At 66.4% G+C, this 15003-nt stretch carries 15 protein-coding genes; 6 read left to right on the top strand and 9 right to left on the bottom strand.

Annotated features, from left to right (window positions below; all coding sequences use genetic code 11):
* Nucleotides 1-39 precede the first annotated feature (39 nt).
* The gene (adh, locus tag AC3A35_RS05725; protein ID WP_487434968.1) at nt 40-1560 is read right to left on the bottom strand and encodes an aldehyde dehydrogenase; all 1521 of its coding nucleotides are present in this window, start codon (nt 1558-1560) and stop codon (nt 40-42) included.
* Between the two features lie 348 nt (nt 1561-1908).
* Here adh and AC3A35_RS05720 point away from each other — a divergent pair, with 348 nt between their 5' ends.
* On the top strand, nt 1909-3516 hold the full coding sequence (locus AC3A35_RS05720; RefSeq protein WP_487434967.1) for a sigma-54-dependent Fis family transcriptional regulator: 1608 nt from the start codon (nt 1909-1911) through the stop codon (nt 3514-3516).
* A 28-nt stretch (nt 3517-3544) separates the two neighbouring features.
* Here AC3A35_RS05720 and AC3A35_RS05715 read toward each other — a convergent pair whose 3' ends face one another.
* On the bottom strand, nt 3545-4546 hold the full coding sequence (locus AC3A35_RS05715; protein ID WP_487434966.1) for a sensor domain-containing diguanylate cyclase: 1002 nt from the start codon (nt 4544-4546) through the stop codon (nt 3545-3547).
* 138 nt (nt 4547-4684) lie between these two features.
* On the opposite strand from AC3A35_RS05715, the gene AC3A35_RS05710 reads away from it, so the two are divergent.
* From AC3A35_RS05710 to AC3A35_RS05700, 3 genes are all read left to right on the top strand, one after another.
* Nucleotides 4685-5440, top strand: coding sequence for a hypothetical protein (locus tag AC3A35_RS05710; RefSeq protein ID WP_487434965.1), 756 nt, complete (start codon nt 4685-4687; stop codon nt 5438-5440).
* A gap of 269 nt (nt 5441-5709) precedes the next feature.
* Nucleotides 5710-7461, top strand: coding sequence for a 30S ribosomal protein S12 methylthiotransferase accessory factor YcaO (ycaO, locus tag AC3A35_RS05705; RefSeq protein ID WP_487434964.1), 1752 nt, complete (start codon nt 5710-5712; stop codon nt 7459-7461).
* Between the two features lie 8 nt (nt 7462-7469).
* Complete coding sequence (locus AC3A35_RS05700) at nt 7470-8330, top strand: PA4780 family RIO1-like protein kinase (protein WP_487434962.1); 861 nt, start codon at nt 7470-7472, stop codon at nt 8328-8330.
* Between the two features lie 188 nt (nt 8331-8518).
* On the opposite strand, the gene AC3A35_RS05695 is transcribed toward AC3A35_RS05700, so the two are convergent.
* The 4 genes from AC3A35_RS05695 to AC3A35_RS05680 form a co-directional block, all read right to left on the bottom strand.
* On the bottom strand, nt 8519-8734 hold the full coding sequence (locus AC3A35_RS05695) for a hypothetical protein (RefSeq protein ID WP_487434961.1): 216 nt from the start codon (nt 8732-8734) through the stop codon (nt 8519-8521).
* A gap of 71 nt (nt 8735-8805) precedes the next feature.
* The gene (locus tag AC3A35_RS05690; RefSeq protein WP_487434960.1) at nt 8806-9570 is read right to left on the bottom strand and encodes a class II aldolase/adducin family protein; all 765 of its coding nucleotides are present in this window, start codon (nt 9568-9570) and stop codon (nt 8806-8808) included.
* A gap of 49 nt (nt 9571-9619) precedes the next feature.
* Nucleotides 9620-10288: a DUF6064 family protein gene (locus AC3A35_RS05685; RefSeq protein ID WP_487434958.1), complete on the bottom strand. Its 669-nt coding sequence runs from the start codon at nt 10286-10288 to the stop codon at nt 9620-9622.
* Nucleotides 10288-11205 carry an aldo/keto reductase gene (locus AC3A35_RS05680; protein ID WP_487434957.1) on the bottom strand — a complete coding sequence of 306 codons (918 nt, stop codon included), beginning with the start codon at nt 11203-11205 and terminating at the stop codon, nt 10288-10290. Before AC3A35_RS05680 ends, AC3A35_RS05685 begins: the two co-directional genes overlap by 1 nt.
* Before the next feature lie 149 nt (nt 11206-11354).
* Here AC3A35_RS05680 and arfB point away from each other — a divergent pair, with 149 nt between their 5' ends.
* Both arfB and AC3A35_RS05670 read left to right on the top strand, forming a co-directional pair.
* On the top strand, nt 11355-11768 hold the full coding sequence (arfB, locus tag AC3A35_RS05675) for an alternative ribosome rescue aminoacyl-tRNA hydrolase ArfB (RefSeq protein ID WP_487434955.1): 414 nt from the start codon (nt 11355-11357) through the stop codon (nt 11766-11768).
* Between the two features lie 306 nt (nt 11769-12074).
* Nucleotides 12075-12272 (top strand): hypothetical protein, encoded by a 198-nt coding sequence (locus tag AC3A35_RS05670; RefSeq protein WP_487434954.1) that lies wholly within the window; start codon nt 12075-12077, stop codon nt 12270-12272.
* A gap of 61 nt (nt 12273-12333) precedes the next feature.
* Here the strand turns inward: AC3A35_RS05670 and AC3A35_RS05665 are convergent, their stop codons facing one another.
* The 3 genes from AC3A35_RS05665 to AC3A35_RS05655 are packed head-to-tail and all read right to left on the bottom strand — an operon-like array spanning nt 12334 to nt 14970.
* Entirely contained in the window at nt 12334-12801 is a 468-nt protein-coding gene (locus AC3A35_RS05665; RefSeq protein ID WP_487434952.1) for a DUF411 domain-containing protein, read from the bottom strand.
* Nucleotides 12802-12821: 20 nt separating this feature from the next.
* Nucleotides 12822-14318 carry a heavy metal sensor histidine kinase gene (locus AC3A35_RS05660; protein WP_487434950.1) on the bottom strand — a complete coding sequence of 499 codons (1497 nt, stop codon included), beginning with the start codon at nt 14316-14318 and terminating at the stop codon, nt 12822-12824.
* The gene (locus AC3A35_RS05655; RefSeq protein ID WP_487435371.1) at nt 14290-14970 is read right to left on the bottom strand and encodes a heavy metal response regulator transcription factor; all 681 of its coding nucleotides are present in this window, start codon (nt 14968-14970) and stop codon (nt 14290-14292) included. The genes AC3A35_RS05660 and AC3A35_RS05655 overlap by 29 nt, the downstream gene beginning before the upstream one ends.
* Nucleotides 14971-15003 lie beyond the last annotated feature (33 nt).

Below are 15003 nucleotides of genomic sequence, written 5' to 3'. Positions count from 1 at the left end.
GCGCCCCGCACCCGGACGGTCGCGCGGGACTGGCCCCGGTCAGAAGAACCCGAGCTTCTTCGGGCTGTAGCTGACCAGCAGGTTCTTGGTCTGCTGGTAGTGGTCCAGCATCATCTTGTGGGTCTCGCGGCCGATCCCCGATTCCTTGTAGCCGCCGAAGGTGGCGTGCGCCGGGTAGGCGTGATAGCAGTTGGTCCACACGCGACCGGCCTTGATCGCGCGGCCCATGCGGTAGGCGGTGCTGCCGTCACGCGTCCACACGCCGGCGCCGAGGCCGTAGAGCGTGTCGTTGGCGAGCTCGAGTGCTTCGGCTTCGGTCTTGAAGGTGGTCACCGCAAGGACCGGCCCGAAGATCTCTTCCTGGAAGATGCGCATCTTGTTGTGGCCCTTGAACAAGGTCGGCTGAATGTAATAGCCGTCGCCCAGCTCGCCGTCCAGATGGGCACGATCGCCGCCGATCAGCAACTCGGCGCCTTCCTGCTTGCCCACATCCATGTAGGACATGATCTTGCTCATCTGCTCCTTCGAAGCCTGGGCACCCATCATCACGTCGGTGTCGAGCGGGTTGCCCTGCTTGATCGCCGCGACGCGCTCGAGCACGCGGGCCATGAACTTGTCGTAGATCGATTCGTGGATCAGCGCACGCGACGGGCAGGTGCACACTTCGCCCTGGTTGAAGGCGAACAGCACCAGGCCCTCGACCGCCTTGTCGAAGAAATCGTCGTCGGCGTCGGCAACATCGGCGAAGAAGATGTTGGGCGACTTGCCACCCAGCTCCAGCGTGGCCGGAATCAGGTTGTTGGCGGCAGCCTGGGCAATCACCCGGCCGGTGGAGGTGGAGCCGGTGAAGGCGATCTTGGCGATGCGCTTGCTGGTAGCCAGCGGCATGCCGGCTTCGCGGCCGAAACCGTTGACGATGTTGAGTACGCCCGGCGGCAGCAGGTCGGCAATCAGCTCGGCCAGGATCAGGATGCTGATCGGGGTCGATTCGGCGGGCTTGAGCACCACGCAGTTGCCGGCACCGATCGCGGGCGCCAGCTTCCAGGCCGCCATCAGGATCGGGAAGTTCCACGGGATGATCTGGCCGACGACGCCCAGCGGCTCGTGGAAGTGATAGGCCACCGTGTTCTCGTCGAGATCGCTCAGGCTGCCTTCCTGGGCGCGCAGGCAACCGGCGAAGTAGCGGAAGTGATCGATCGTCAGCGGGATGTCGGCATTCAGCGTCTCGCGGATCGGCTTGCCGTTATCCACGGTCTCGGCATAGGCCAGCAGTTCGAGGTTGGCTTCGAGGCGGTCGGCGATCTTCAGCAACAGGTTGGAACGCTCGGTCGGCGAGGTACGCCCCCACTTGTCGGCCGCGGCATGGGCAGCGTCGAGCGCCAGTTCGATGTCCTCGGCCGTGGAGCGCGCCACCTTGCAGAACACCCGGCCATTGATCGGGCTGATGTTGTCGAAATATTGTCCATTGACCGGCGGCACCCACTCGCCACCGATGAAATTGTTGTACTTGTCCTTGAACTGGACCGTGGCACCAGCTTGACCGGGCATCGCGTAGATCATTTTGTCTCCTCCAAAGCTCGAGATGTAAAACGCCGTGTTGCGTTGCCACCTACCCTGCAGGGTGCATGCCAACCCTTGAGCGGCCCTGGAAACGGAACCGCAATTCTTTATATTTCAATGACCTGAGATCGAACTCAAGAAAGAAACCCTGCTTGCAAGGTGTGAATCCGGTGTACCGATGCATGCTCCGTTTACGAACACCTGTCCCGATGCGGGGCATCGGCCTTTATGAATCCGGATGCATAACGACGCCCGGAATGCATAGCTCCACCGAGCAGCGACGGTACGGATTCAGGGCCCGTCACGGTTGACGTCGACGGAAGGCACAATTCGTGCATGGGTTTCGCCATGGATGACGCAACGTTCCCCGCTCTGCCGCCCGTGCACTTGCATGCATCATGGACGCGCAGCCGTGGGCATGGCCTGCACCCCGACCAGCCGCTGCCGGACGGGCTGCTCGCGCGGGCCGACCTGAACGACCGGCTGGAGGCCAATGCACGCCTGCTGACCTTCTCCCAGCCAGTCATCGAAAACCTCTACCGCCAGATCGGCAGCCCCGCCTCCACCGTCCTGCTCACCGACCGCCAGGGCCTGATCCTGAGCGCGATCGGCGACACCGGCTTCCTCGATCGCGCCGCAAGAGTCGCGCTCAGCCCCGGTGCCGACTGGAGCGAGGCGATCATGGGCACCAATGCCATCGGTACTGCACTGGTCAGCGGCGAAATCGTTGCGGTCCAGGGCCGCGAACACTTTCTCGAGCGCAACCGCTTCCTCACCTGCGTGGCCACGCCGATCTTTGCCCCCACCGGCGGTATCGCCGGCATTCTCGACATTTCGACCGACGCGCGTGACAACCTGTCCCACGCCAATGCGCTGCTGCGCACCACGGCCGAATGCATCGAGCACCAGCTGATCGAGAGTCTGGACGCCGGTTTCCTCTCCATCCACTTTCATCCCCGTCCCGACCTGCTCGGCAGTCCGCTCGAGGGACTCACGGTGTTCGACGAGAGTGGCCGGTTGCTCGCCTGCAATCGCGCGGCGCGCGTCCTGCTCAGGCTCCTCGGTGAATATCCCGATGCGTCCTGCGGCGAATGCTTCGAGACGGAATGGCACCGGCTGGTCGATTGGGCTGCGCTCGGCCAAGCCATCCCGTTTCCGCTTCGCACCAATCAGCGCCAGACCTGCTTCGCCCGCGCAAGTCTGCGCGCTGCGCCGGTACGCAGTCGCCGGCCGGCGCCACCGCCCGCGCCGACCCGGGACGCCGCTCATGGATCGCCGCTGGACGCAATCAATCTCGGCGACCCCCGTATCAGCGCCGCGCTGGAGACCCTGGCGCGCTGGCATCGTGAAGGCGGACCGCTGAGGATCGAAGGCGAGACCGGTACCGGCAAACGGCACCTGATACAGGCCTATCACCAGACCCATGCAGCCGGTACCGTCCTGCTCAGTGTGGACTGCACCGCGCTGGCTGCCAGCCCCGACCTTCAGGCGGAGACCGATCACGCCCTGCAGCAGGCGCGCGGCGGCATCCTCTACCTGATCGACTGCGACGCCTTGCCGGTGGCCGAACAAGCCCGTGTGTTCTCGGCTGCGCCACCCACCACCCGCATCGTTGCGGCCACCCGTAGCCGGATCGAGCGACCGGAGCGGGAACGGAACTTCGCCACCAGCACCTTCGAAGCCTGCGGCGGACGCACGATCCAGCTTCCCCCGCTACGCGAGCGCACCGATTTCGATGCGCTGGTGCGCGGGTTTGTCCGCCAGGCGAACCCCGAGCAAGCGGTCTATGTCTGCCCCGACGCCCTCGTCCTGCTGCACCGCTACGCGTGGCCGGGCAACCTGAGCGAGCTGAACAGCCGTCTGCGCCTGATCCTTGCACTGATGGGCGACGACGCCGGCCAGTTGTGCCCGGAAGACATACCCGAGGAACTGCTCGACCAGCTCGCCGACGAATGACCCGCACCGGCCCGCGATGCGCCGGCCATCAAGAGGGTTCCGCGGCCACTTCGACGCGGTTTCGCCCCCGCTCCTTGGCCCGGTAGAGCGCCTCGTCGGCCCGCTCAACGAGTGCCTGGCTGGTCGTCCGCCCGGTCTCGGCAACCGCCACCCCCGCGCTTACGGTCACCACCGGCGCGACCGATGAACCGGAATGCGGCATCGCGAGCATTTCGATCGCAGTCCGAACACGCTCGGCCACGACTCTTGCGCCGGCGGCGTTGGTGCCCGGCAGCACCAGCACGAACTCCTCACCCCCATAACGCGCGGCCAGATCGCCGGTGCGGACCGCGACGCCGGCCAGCACCGCCGCCACGCTGCGCAGGCAGGCGTCCCCCTGCGGGTGGCCGTAAGTGTCGTTGTAGATCTTGAAGTGATCGACATCGAGCAGGACGATCGCCAGCGACTGGCCACTGCGCAGCCCCCGTTGCCACTCTGCATCGAGGCGTTCGTCGAATGCGCGGCGATTGGCCAGTCCGGTCAATGCATCCTCCGCGGCCAGTTGTTCGAGCCGCATCTGGGCGTCCTTCTGCACCGTCATGTCGCGCAGGGTCTCGACCACGGCGAGCAGATTGCCATGGTCGTCGAAGATCGGCCCGGCATCGACCGCCAGATACAGGCGGGTCCCCGCGCGCGGCATCCGGCACCAGTTTTCGGCGTGATATCCGTGGACGATCGACGAACTGCGGTCGTAGTTGGAGTAGAAGGCGTCGATTTCCTTCGTCCGCCCCTCGACGATCAGGTCGGCCAGACAGGGGCGCGGATGGTCATAGAAGGCCGAACCGTGATCGCGGGTACCGATGACGTCCCCAGCCATGACCCCGGTCAGACGCTCGCAGGCCCGGTTCCAGATCAGCACCCGCCCCTCGGCATTGAGCACAAAAGTGGGCACCACCAGGTGCTGCATCAGCGCAATCGCAAAGCTGTTGTCCGAGCCTGGCGTTGCCTGCGGCTTGTCGTGAATGTCGCCGCGCGAGTGCTTGGGGTTCATCCAGCGTCCTCCTCGATTCCCGCCATTATGGCGCCGATTGCGATCCCGGGCCCCCACCGCGGTGACTGCGGTGAAATCGCGCGGCGTTGACTAGACTGAAGGCAGGTCACGCGCTCACCCTGTCCCCAGGAGCCTGCCATGCGGATATCGCCGGCCTTTGCCGCAGCAGCGGTGCTTATCCCGTCCATCGCCGCCGGGCAGTCCGGGTCGTTGTCGCTCGGCAGCAAGCACTGGGCCCCCACGGTGACATCGAAGTCGGGCATCGGCACGGCGAACGCGGTTGCCGAGGCGAAGGTGACACGCCAGGAAATCGAGGGCTGGTGCGCCAACTGGTCGCCCGACGACCGCAACTGCGTGCGCAGCGTACTCGACAGCCCGGAGGCGAAGCAGACCTATCGGGCCTCGGCAAACTGCGTCGCCGGACGCATCACGCCGGTCGATGGCAATACCTACACCCTGGCGGGTCGCTGGGACAACACCGACATCGGCGGCGGCCGCAGCCGCTGGCGTGACCCGTCCGGGCGCATCGTCGGCCGCGACAACGCCAGTGGCGGGCTGAGTATCTCGCAGCAATGGGAGCTGCTGTGCCCGGAGTCGGCGAAACCTCCCCGCAGCGCAGGCGGCACCTCGCTCCCGGCCGCGGAGCCACGCAAGGCCGCACCCCGGTCGGCACCCGGAGCGCCTTCACCCGTTCCGGCCATGACCGGGGCGCCCTTTGCCGTGGGCGAGATTGTTTACGCGCGCTACGGTCCGGCCTGGGTACGCGGACGGGTGACGAAGATCAGCCAGGCCTCCGGCGCGAAAGGCCCCGAACTGGCGTACAGCGTGACCCTCGACAACGGCGAACGCGGTATCCTGCCGGCCCGCATGATGCGCAAGACACCGACCCGCTGATCACATCCTGAAACGCCGTAGCGGCAGGGACGCGGGTATCATCCGCGCACTGCAGGCGTTGCACCGCCTCGAACGAACCCGTGGCGACGCCCAGCGCCGGCCCCGTGCACGGATCGACCGCGTCGTCGCCCTACCGGACATACGGCGCCCGGACACGCCCCCACCCTGATTCCCCAGCAAGCACAGACCTCATCCCTGCCACGTCGGCCACTCCGGGCGACCGTGGCGGGTATCCGTTTTTTCCCGGCAGCACCCGGCAGGATTACCCAATGCAATCAGAAAGTTTCATCGCGGGCAAGGATGCCTCGCTCGAATCCTCGATCTCCACCATGCAGGGCAAGCTCAAAGGCCTCGGCTTCCACGTCGAGGAGCGCTCCTGGCTCAACCCGGTGGACGGCATCTGGTCGGTGCACGTGCGCGACCGCGACTGCCCGCTGATGTTCACCAACGGCAAGGGTGCCACCAAACTGGCCGCACTCGCCAGCGCGCTCGGCGAGTACGTCGAGCGCCTGTCGTGCAACTACTTCTGGAACCACTACTACCTCGGCGAACAGTACGCCGAAGGCACGCTGGCCGAGGGCGGTCGCGGCTTCGTGCATTACCCGCAGGAACAATGGTTCCAGCCCGGCGAGAACGGCGAATGGCCCGCCGGGCTGCTCACCGCCGAGTTGCAGGCGTTCTACAACCCGCGCGGCAGCGTCCACGCCGCCAGCCTGGTCGACTTCAACTCCGGCAATGCCGAACGCGGCATCTGCGCCATTCCCTATGTGCGCGTACGGGACGACGAGGTGGTGCACTTCCCGGTCAACGTGATCGCCAACCTCTACGCCAGCAACGGCATGTCGGCCGGCAACACCCTGGCCGAAGCACGCGCCCAGGCGCTGTCGGAGATCTTCGAACGCCACGTCAAGTTCCGCATCATCAGCGAGGGACTGTGCCTGCCCGACGTGCCGGAAGCGGTCATCGCCCGCTACCCGGGCATCGCCGCCGGCATTGCCGGCCTGCGCGCGGCCGGCTTCGGCATCCTGGTGAAGGACGCCTCGCTCGGCGGCCGCTACCCGGTGATGAACGTGACCCTGCTCAATCCGCGCGACCAGGGCTGCTTCGCCAGCTTCGGCGCCCACCCGCGCTTCGAGATCGCGCTCGAACGTGCGCTCACCGAACTGCTCCAGGGCCGGGCACTCGATGCGCTCGACGGCTTTCCGGAACCCGGCTTCGACCTCGAGGAGATCGCCAGCGCGCCCAACCTCGAGACCCACTTCGTCGATTCGAGCGGCATCGTCAGCTGGAACTTCCTCGGCACCGCCCCCGATTTCGAGTTCGTCGACTGGAACTTCGGCACCACCACCGCCGAGGACCATGCCTGGCTGGTCGACGCCGTCCATGCCGCCGGCCACGACATCTATGTCGCCGATTTCAAGCATCTCGGTGTGTACGCGTGCCGTATCCTGGTGCCGGGCATGTCCGAGATCTATCCGATCGACGAACTCGAATGGGAGAACAACAGCGTCGCCAACGACATCCGTGAGGACATCCTGCACCTGCCGGAACTCGACGACGACGAATGTGGCGACCTGCTCGACACCCTCAACGACAGTGGCATTGCCGACGAGCGTCTGGTGGCGGCGCTGATCGGCCTCGCGCCGGGCGACGATCCGTTCTGGCTGGACCTGCGGGTGGGCGAACTGAAGACCCTGCTCGGGCTGGCCGTCGGCGACGACGACGCGATTGCCGAAGGCTGCGAGTGGATCCGCCACTTCGACCAGATCAACGCCGATCGCCGCCGCGTGTACCGCTGCATCGAAGGTCTGATGAAACTTTACGACGCTGAAGCCGACGACGGCAGCCGCTATGATTCCGCCCTCGAAACACTCTATGGCACAGAGACACTGCACCGCGCCGCCGCGCTGCTCGACGGCGAGGAGCGCTTCTTCGGCGTACCCGCACTGGGCCTCAACCTCGGGGGCAGCGTCATGCATCAACGCCTGCTGGCGGGCTACGGAAAACTACACAGGAACTGAGCAAAGGCATGAAAACCCCGAGCAGAATCGAGCCGTTGGTCACCGACGGCCTGGTCGACAAGGTGCTGCGTCAGCTCATGAGCGGCAAGGAAGCCATGGTCTACGTCGTGCAGTGCGGCGACGAAATTCGTTGCGCCAAGGTGTACAAGGAGGCCAACAAGCGCGGCTTCCACAAGGCCGTCGACTACACCGAAGGACGCAAGATCAAGAACAGCCGTCAGGCCCGCGCAATGGCCAAGGGCTCGCGCTACGGCCGCCAGGAGCAGGAATCGGCGTGGCAGCACGCCGAAGTCGACGCGCTCTACCGCCTCGCCGCGGCCGGCGTGCGGGTGCCGACACCGTACAACTTCCACGAAGGCGTGCTGCTGATGGAGCTTGTTGCCGACGAGGACGGCGAACCGGCGCCGCGGCTCAACGACGTGGTCCTGAGCGCGGACGATGCGCGCAGCTATCACGCGATACTGGTGCGCCAGGTGGTGCGCATGCTGTGCGCCGGCATCGTGCACGGCGACCTGTCCGAGTACAACGTGCTGGTCGACAGCAATGGCCCGGTGATCATCGATCTGCCGCAGGCGGTGGATGCAGCCGCCAACAACAACGCCAGCCGCATGCTCGACCGCGACGTGGACAACCTTGCCACCTACTTCGGCCAGTTCGCCCCGGAACTACTCGACACCGCCTACGGCAAGGAAATCTGGTCGCTGTACGAATCGGGCAAACTCCACCCCGAGATCGAACTGACCGGCGTGTTCCACGCCGACGAGACGGCCGCCGACCTCGACGAAGTGATGCAGGTGATCGACGCCGCACGCAAGGAAGAGGCGGCACGACGGGCGCGGATGGAAGGTATCGAGATCGAGGAAGAGTAAGTGGCTGGCGCATTCACCGGTGCGGGACGCACCCGCGCTGTCTTCGGAACAGGACTCGCAAGGCCGGCTTCAGTCGACCACAGGTGCCCGGACCTGGCGGCGATGCCCGAATCACCCCCTGCGGCGGGTTGAAACCCGCCCCTACGGCGGCTCTGCCAGCAATGGGGGCTTGATCCGGATACCAGTATCTACGCCAGCGGGCGTTTGAAGATCCAGTTGCGATTGGTGGTGAGGTCGGGCGCCTGCATCAACTCCCAGCCCTCGGCACCGAGCTTGTTCAGCTCGACGAGCACGACCTCGGTGTAGGCCTTGAGCCGTTCGCGCTCCTTGCTGCCGTGGCCACGGGCGATGTCTTCGGCCATCTGGTGGATGTCGCTGCGGATCAGGTATTCATAGCGTTGCATGGCGTGCTCGGGGCGAGGGATGCGCGACGCGGCGGGTGCCGGGCGCGGGATAAGGGGCTCGGATAAGGGGCTCAGGTGTCGTAACCGGGATTTTCGCGCTCGAGCCTGCGCAACAGCGCTGGCCACGCGAGTCCGCCGCCGGCCCCTCGGGTCACTTTATCCCATTGCTCCGCGGCGCCGTCGACTATCGACTTGCCGATCAGGCGCATCGGCATTCCGCCGCCCAGCGCGCGGACCTGGATCATGCAGGTGGTCTCGAAGAAATACATCGCCACGAAGGCCTCGGCCACCGAGCGCCCCACCGTGAGCAGACCGTGGTTGCGCAGCATCAGGAAGCGGCTGTTGTCCAGATCGCGCACCAGGCGCGGCTTCTCGTCGTCCTCCAGCGCCACCCCTTCGTAGTCGTGGTAGGCAAGTGAAGAAAGCACGAAGATCGAATGCTGCGACAGCGGCAGCACGCCAGCCTCCTGCGCCGACACGGCCACTCCGTTCACGCTGTGTACGTGCAGCACGCAGATCGCATCGTCCCGGTTGGCGTGGATCGCGCTGTGGATCACGAAACCGGCCGGATTGATGTCGTACGGACTGGCGGCCACCTTGTGTCCGTCGAGGTCGACCTTGACCAGGCTGGAGGCGGTGATCTCGCTGAACATCATCCCGTAGGGATTGATCAGGAAATGGTGGTCGGGACCTGGCACCCGCGCCGAGATGTGGGTGAAGATCAGATCGTCCCAGCCATACATCGCCACCAGCCGGTAGCAGGCCGCCAGGTCGACGCGTTGCTTCCATTCCGCCTCGCCGACCGTCGAGCGCAGAGCGGGTGCGAGATCGTTCATGACTGTCTCCTTCGGAGCGACGGCCGCCAGTGACGGCCCACAAGTCAGTCTAGATAGCGGATCGGCCCTTGCAAGAAGCGCACAGCAGCACGAGCGCGCCGGCCGCCGGCAGCAGCCAGGCCCCGGGCGCCGCCATGGTCCACAGCGTGGCGCCGCCCACCGCGCACCAGGCCAGCGGGACCGGCAGCAGCAGGTGGTGCCGGTCCCGCGCCATCAGCAGAATGCCGAGGGTGGCGAGCGCGGTCGGATCGGGGCTGGTGCCGAACACGCCGGCCTCCATCCAGGAGCGGCCAAGCAGGACCTCGAACGGTGGATGGAGCAGCAACGCGAACAGGAACACCGCGAGTCCCGCGCGCGTGCGCCAGTCCCTGAACGGGCTCAGGGAGATGGCGCCGCGGACCACGCCGAGCCAGGCCAGCAGCCCGGCCTCGACGGCGAAGGCGGCGCCGAACCAGGGCGCGGCCCAGTTGATCGTGGCGTAGTGACGATAATGGAAGGCCCACGCCACCCAGCCCCAGCCCAGCGCGAGCACCGCCATCGCAATCCGCGGCCGGACACGCCCGTCCTGCAGGCCGAGCACGAGGACCAGCGCGCCGAGCGCGAGCGCAGGCAGCTGCGCCGGCCAGATCTCGAGGTTGTACAGCTCGTGCAGGCGGAAATAGGTGTCGGGCGAGAAAAGCAGGAAATCGGAAAGCCGGTAGGTCCACCACTCCGACATCAGAGCGCCTCGACCTGCGCGATCATGCGCTTGCGCAGTGTCGCGTCGGGCAAGGGCCCGCTCGCCGCCGCCATGTTCTCGAGCACATGCGCCACCTGTCTGGTCGCGGGAATGGCGCAGTTCACCGCCGGATGCGAAACGATGAACTTGAGCAGGACCTGGGCCCAGCTGACGCAGTCGATCTCAGCTGCCCACCCGGGGAGCGGATGGCGCGCCAGGGCATCGGTCAGCGCACCCTGACGAAACGGACGGTTCGCCAGCACTGCGATCCCGCGCTCGCGCGCCAGCGGCAACAGGCGTTGCTCGGCCTCGCGGTCGAGGATGTTGTAGGTAAACTGGACGAAGTCGAGCGGCCGGCTGCGCATGATCTGCTCGAACTCGCCATGGCGCCGACCCTCCGAGGTGGTGATCCCGACGTAACGCAGGGCACCGGCCGCCTTCATCGCGAACAGGGTGTCGAGATGCGCCTCCCAGGCGAGCAGGTTATGCACCTGCAGCAGGTCGAAGCGCGGCACGCCCCAGGCCGCGCGCGATTCCTCGATCTGCGCCGGACCGCGCGCGGCCGAGCCGATCCACACCTTGTCCGCCGAAAACACCCGCGTGCCGGTGCCAAGCCGGGTGAGGCCATGGCCGATCACCTGCTGCGCCGAACCATACATCGGCGATGAATCGATCAGCCGTCCGCCGGCAGCGAAGAAGTTGCGAATGACCGCCGTGCACGCGTCGCGCGCAACCGAGTCCTTGCCCACGTTGAAGGTGATCCAGCTGCCCAGGCCGATAAGAGGCAAGGCCTCGCCGCTCGACGGTACGGCACGCGTCAGCAGCGGCTTTGGCGTGGCTCGCGCCAACGCGGATGACAGCAGCGGGCTTGCCCCGACGGCCATCAATGCCCGCAACAGTGTTCGACGATCGATCATCGTGCCCTCCGGTGATGTCCGCCGCAACCCGGGGTGTGCGCGCTATCCGCACCCTACCCGTCACAACCTGGTGGATGGATCGGGTCGATGCGCGAAGGTTCCGGGCCGGCCCTTACAATGGCACACCGTTTCCGCCGATATGCCTCGCCATGCCTCAGCTCCCGACCTTCACCATCCCGCCCGAAGAAGTCGAGATCACCGCGATCCGCGCCCAGGGTGCAGGCGGACAGAACGTCAACAAGGTCTCCAACGCGGTGCATCTGCGTTTCGACATCGCCGCCTCGTCCCTGCCCGAAGAGATCCGCGAGCGCCTGCTGAAACTCGGCGACCAACGCATCACCAAGGACGGCGTGATCGTGATCAAGGCCCAGGCCTCCCGCAGCCTGGAGATGAACCGCGCCGAGGCGATGCGCCGCCTGCAGGAGCTGATCGCAAGCGTGGCGGTGTTGCCCAAGGCACGCCGGGCAACCCGCCCGACCCGCAACTCGGTCAAGCGGCGCCTGGAGGGCAAGGCCAGACGCTCGACGGTGAAAGCGGGGCGGGGCCGGATCGGCGAGTCGTGACGCGCCATTTGAACGTCCTGCGAACGCGTCGCCCCCCGCGCGGGTTGATCGCAGAACAGCATCGTTTTGTGCCTCTGCAGAACGACGAGCCGCAGGGATTATTCAATGCCCGGGCGAAAGCAGGGCATCATGGCGCCCCCGCGCGCGATTTCCGCATGCCCGGTCGATCCCGCGCGCTCCCTGCACAGGTGACCGGCCGCCATTCGGCGCGTAGCATAGTGGGTTCCGAATGGGTGGGCGCTTGTAGCCGTCCCCACGATCTCAATCACGACCCGTTCCGCTCCCGGGACAATCAAAGGAGGCCACTTGGCCAAACCAAACTACCAGTTCGAAAAGCGTCAGAGGGATCTGGCAAAGAAGCGCAAGCAGGAAGAAAAACGCCTGCAGAAGCTCGCGGAAAAGGCGACCGCCGAAGGCGGGAGCGCAGCCGCCACGGAAGCGCCGTCCGATGATTCAAACCCTGCCGAAGCCCGTCCGGATGACGAAAGCACGCCCGGTGCGTGACATCGGCGCGACATGATCCGGCCTTGCCCGGATCATGTCGGCAGCGAGCCGGAGCGCCGGCTCAGTGGCGTGAAAAAACCCTGGTGGCACCGTCCCGATCGAAACTGACGACATCGTAACGATCGGCGGGATACGGCCCCTCCATGCCCGGCGATCCCTGCGGCATGCCCGGCGCCGAGATGCCGACGATCTCGGGCTTGTCGGCGAGCATCCGCTTCACGTCGGCGGCCGGCACGTGGCCTTCGACGATATAGCCGCCCACCCGCGCGGTGTGGCATGACCCCAGCGCCTGGGGCACGCCGGCTTCGCGCTTGACCGCGCTCATCTTCGGCGTGGCGACCTCCTTCACCGCAAAGCCGTTGGCGCGCATGTGCTCGGCCCATTTGCCGCAGCAGCCGCAATTCGGATCCTTGTACATGGTGACCTCGTCGCCGCCGGCAAACGCCGGCCCGAGGCCGGCAGCACCGATCAGTGCCGCGACCAGCAGCAGACGGCGTGGAAGGAGTGAACGGGCAGAGTGGGTATTCATGATGTTTCCTCGTGACATGGTCATGATGGTTCGGACGCCGGCAATCGCGCCGGCGCCAACGCCAGTTCGATCCGGAAAGTGGTGAGCCCGGCAGTAGATTCGACCGTCACCCGGCCGCCGTGTGCCTCGACGATCGAACGCGTGATCGCCAGTCCAAGTCCGGCGCCTTCGCCATGGCGGTGGCGCTCCGGGCTGGCACGGTGGAAGCGCTCGAAAATGCGCATCAACTGCTCGGGCGCGATACCGTCGCCGGGGTTGCGCACCGCCAGCGTGGCCTGTCCGTCGGCACGCCCGATGTCGATTGCCACCGTGCCCCCGGGTGCCGTGTGGCGCAGCGCATTCGACAACAGGTTGGACACCGCACGGCGCAGCATCAGGCGGTCGCCGGTCACGCTCGCATCGCCGCGGACGACGATGCTCACCCCCTGCTCCTCCGCGAGCGCCTCATAGAACTCCACCAGGGCCTGCACTTCGTCGGCCAGCACCACGGTTTCGTCCGGGCGCGGCAGGCGACCATTTTCGGCCTGGGCGAGGAAGAGCATGTCGCTCACCATGCGCGCGATCCGTTCGTACTCCTCCAGGTTGGAGGCGAGCACCTCGCGGTACTCGTCGGTGCTGCGCGCGCGCGACAAGGCGACCGCGGTCTGCGTCATCAGATTGGAAATCGGCGTGCGCAGCTCGTGGGCGATGTCGGCAGAGAAATCCGCCAGACGCCGGAACGAACTCTCCAGGCGGTCGAGCATGCCGTTGAGTGCCTCCACCAGATCGTGCACCTCGGCCGGCGCATCGCCCTCGGCCAGACGCTCGCCGAGCCGTTCGGCCGACAGCCGGTGCGCGGTCGCGGTCACCCGGCGCAGCGGCGCCAGCCCCTTGTGCGCGGCCAACCAGCCGAGCACCGCCGCCACCAGCGCCGACACCGAAATGCCCAGCCACAGCCCGTTGCGCAGGTCGTCGAGGAAATGAACGTGATGCGAGATGTCCAGCCCGAGCAGCACCCGCACCGAGGTCGCGCCGCCCGCCATCGACGGGGCCGCGGGCAGCGCTATCGACGCTTCGCGGCCGATGAAGTAGCGGCCGTCCTTCTCCCACAGCATGCCGGCGCTGGGCACCCGCTCGCCCGCCAGCTGCGCGGCGCTGAAATGGGCGGCCTGCAGCGCATAGACCACGCTGCCGTCGTCGTCGCGCAGCAGCACCGCCACCGCGTCGTGACCGACAAAGGCGTCGTCCAGCCGCTGCGGCAGGGTATCGAGGGCCTGCGCCATGGCCGCCCGCTTTACCAGGTTGTCGATCAGACTGAGCTTGCCTGCCAGCTCGTGGTGATCCAGCTCGCGAAAATGGCCCTCGACCGCGCGCCCGAGGACCAGCCCCACCACGATCAGCAGGCTCGCCGTCAACAGCGCGAACAGCAGCGCCAGCCGCGCGGTCAGCGACAGCGGGGTGCGCAGTCCGGTCACCACGTCATCGCCGGCGTTTGCCCGGGCCTGGCGCTCACGTCGCCCCCGGTGCTTCGAGTACATAGCCCATGCCACGTACGGTACGGATCAGCTTGGGCTCGAACGGCTCATCCACCTTGGCGCGCAGCCGCCGCACCGCGACCTCGATCACGTTGGTGTCGCTGTCGAAATTCATGTCCCACACCTGCGAGGCGATCAGCGAGCGCGGCAACACCTCGCCCTGGCGCCGCAGCAGCAGTTCGAGCAGGGCGAATTCCTTGGCGGTGAGATCGATGCGTGCGCCCGCACGGCTTGCCCGCCGGCGCAGCAGATCCAGTTCCAGATCGGCCGCGCGCAGCACCTCCGGCTCCTTCGACTTGCCGCGACGCAGCAGCGTGCGTACGCGCGCAAGCAGTTCGGAAAAGGCGAAGGGTTTCACCAGATAGTCGTCGGCACCCAGTTCCAGCCCGCGCACCCGGTCCTCGACCTGGTCACGTGCAGTGAGGAACAGCACCGGCATCTCGTGCCCCGCACGACGCACGGTCTGCAGCACGCCCCAGCCATCGAGCGAAGGCAGCATCACGTCGAGCACGACCAGATCGTGCTCACCACTGAGCGCCAGATGCAGGCCATCGAGCCCGTCACGGGCGAGGTCGACGACAAACCCGGCCTCGATCAGGCCCTGGCGAAGGTAGTCGCCGGTCTTGGGTTCGTCTTCGACGATGAGGATCTTCATGGGCATCCGGTGGAATCATTGAATGCCCGCATT

The sequence above is a fragment of the Azoarcus sp. Soil_N_20 genome (assembly GCF_057656155.1).
The sequence above is the reverse complement of the archived record's forward strand: the minus strand, read 5'-3'. Positions and strand labels throughout refer to the sequence as shown.

Excerpts from the sequence above, each read along its gene's own strand:
- adh (WP_487434968.1), bottom strand. The coding sequence starts at position 1,560 with ATGATCTACGCGATGCCCGGTCAAGCTGGTGCCACGGTCCAGTTCAAG.
- AC3A35_RS05720 (WP_487434967.1), top strand. The coding sequence starts at position 1,909 with ATGGATGACGCAACGTTCCCCGCTCTGCCGCCCGTGCACTTGCATGCA.
- AC3A35_RS05715 (WP_487434966.1), bottom strand. The coding sequence starts at position 4,546 with ATGAACCCCAAGCACTCGCGCGGCGACATTCACGACAAGCCGCAGGCA.
- AC3A35_RS05710 (WP_487434965.1), top strand. The coding sequence starts at position 4,685 with ATGCGGATATCGCCGGCCTTTGCCGCAGCAGCGGTGCTTATCCCGTCC.
- ycaO (WP_487434964.1), top strand. The coding sequence starts at position 5,710 with ATGCAATCAGAAAGTTTCATCGCGGGCAAGGATGCCTCGCTCGAATCC.
- AC3A35_RS05700 (WP_487434962.1), top strand. The coding sequence starts at position 7,470 with ATGAAAACCCCGAGCAGAATCGAGCCGTTGGTCACCGACGGCCTGGTC.
- AC3A35_RS05695 (WP_487434961.1), bottom strand. The coding sequence starts at position 8,734 with ATGCAACGCTATGAATACCTGATCCGCAGCGACATCCACCAGATGGCC.
- AC3A35_RS05690 (WP_487434960.1), bottom strand. The coding sequence starts at position 9,570 with ATGAACGATCTCGCACCCGCTCTGCGCTCGACGGTCGGCGAGGCGGAA.
- AC3A35_RS05685 (WP_487434958.1), bottom strand. The coding sequence starts at position 10,288 with ATGTCGGAGTGGTGGACCTACCGGCTTTCCGATTTCCTGCTTTTCTCG.
- AC3A35_RS05680 (WP_487434957.1), bottom strand. The coding sequence starts at position 11,205 with ATGATCGATCGTCGAACACTGTTGCGGGCATTGATGGCCGTCGGGGCA.
- arfB (WP_487434955.1), top strand. The coding sequence starts at position 11,355 with ATGCCTCAGCTCCCGACCTTCACCATCCCGCCCGAAGAAGTCGAGATC.
- AC3A35_RS05665 (WP_487434952.1), bottom strand. The coding sequence starts at position 12,801 with ATGAATACCCACTCTGCCCGTTCACTCCTTCCACGCCGTCTGCTGCTG.
- AC3A35_RS05660 (WP_487434950.1), bottom strand. The coding sequence starts at position 14,318 with ATGTACTCGAAGCACCGGGGGCGACGTGAGCGCCAGGCCCGGGCAAAC.
- AC3A35_RS05655 (WP_487435371.1), bottom strand. The coding sequence starts at position 14,970 with ATGAAGATCCTCATCGTCGAAGACGAACCCAAGACCGGCGACTACCTT.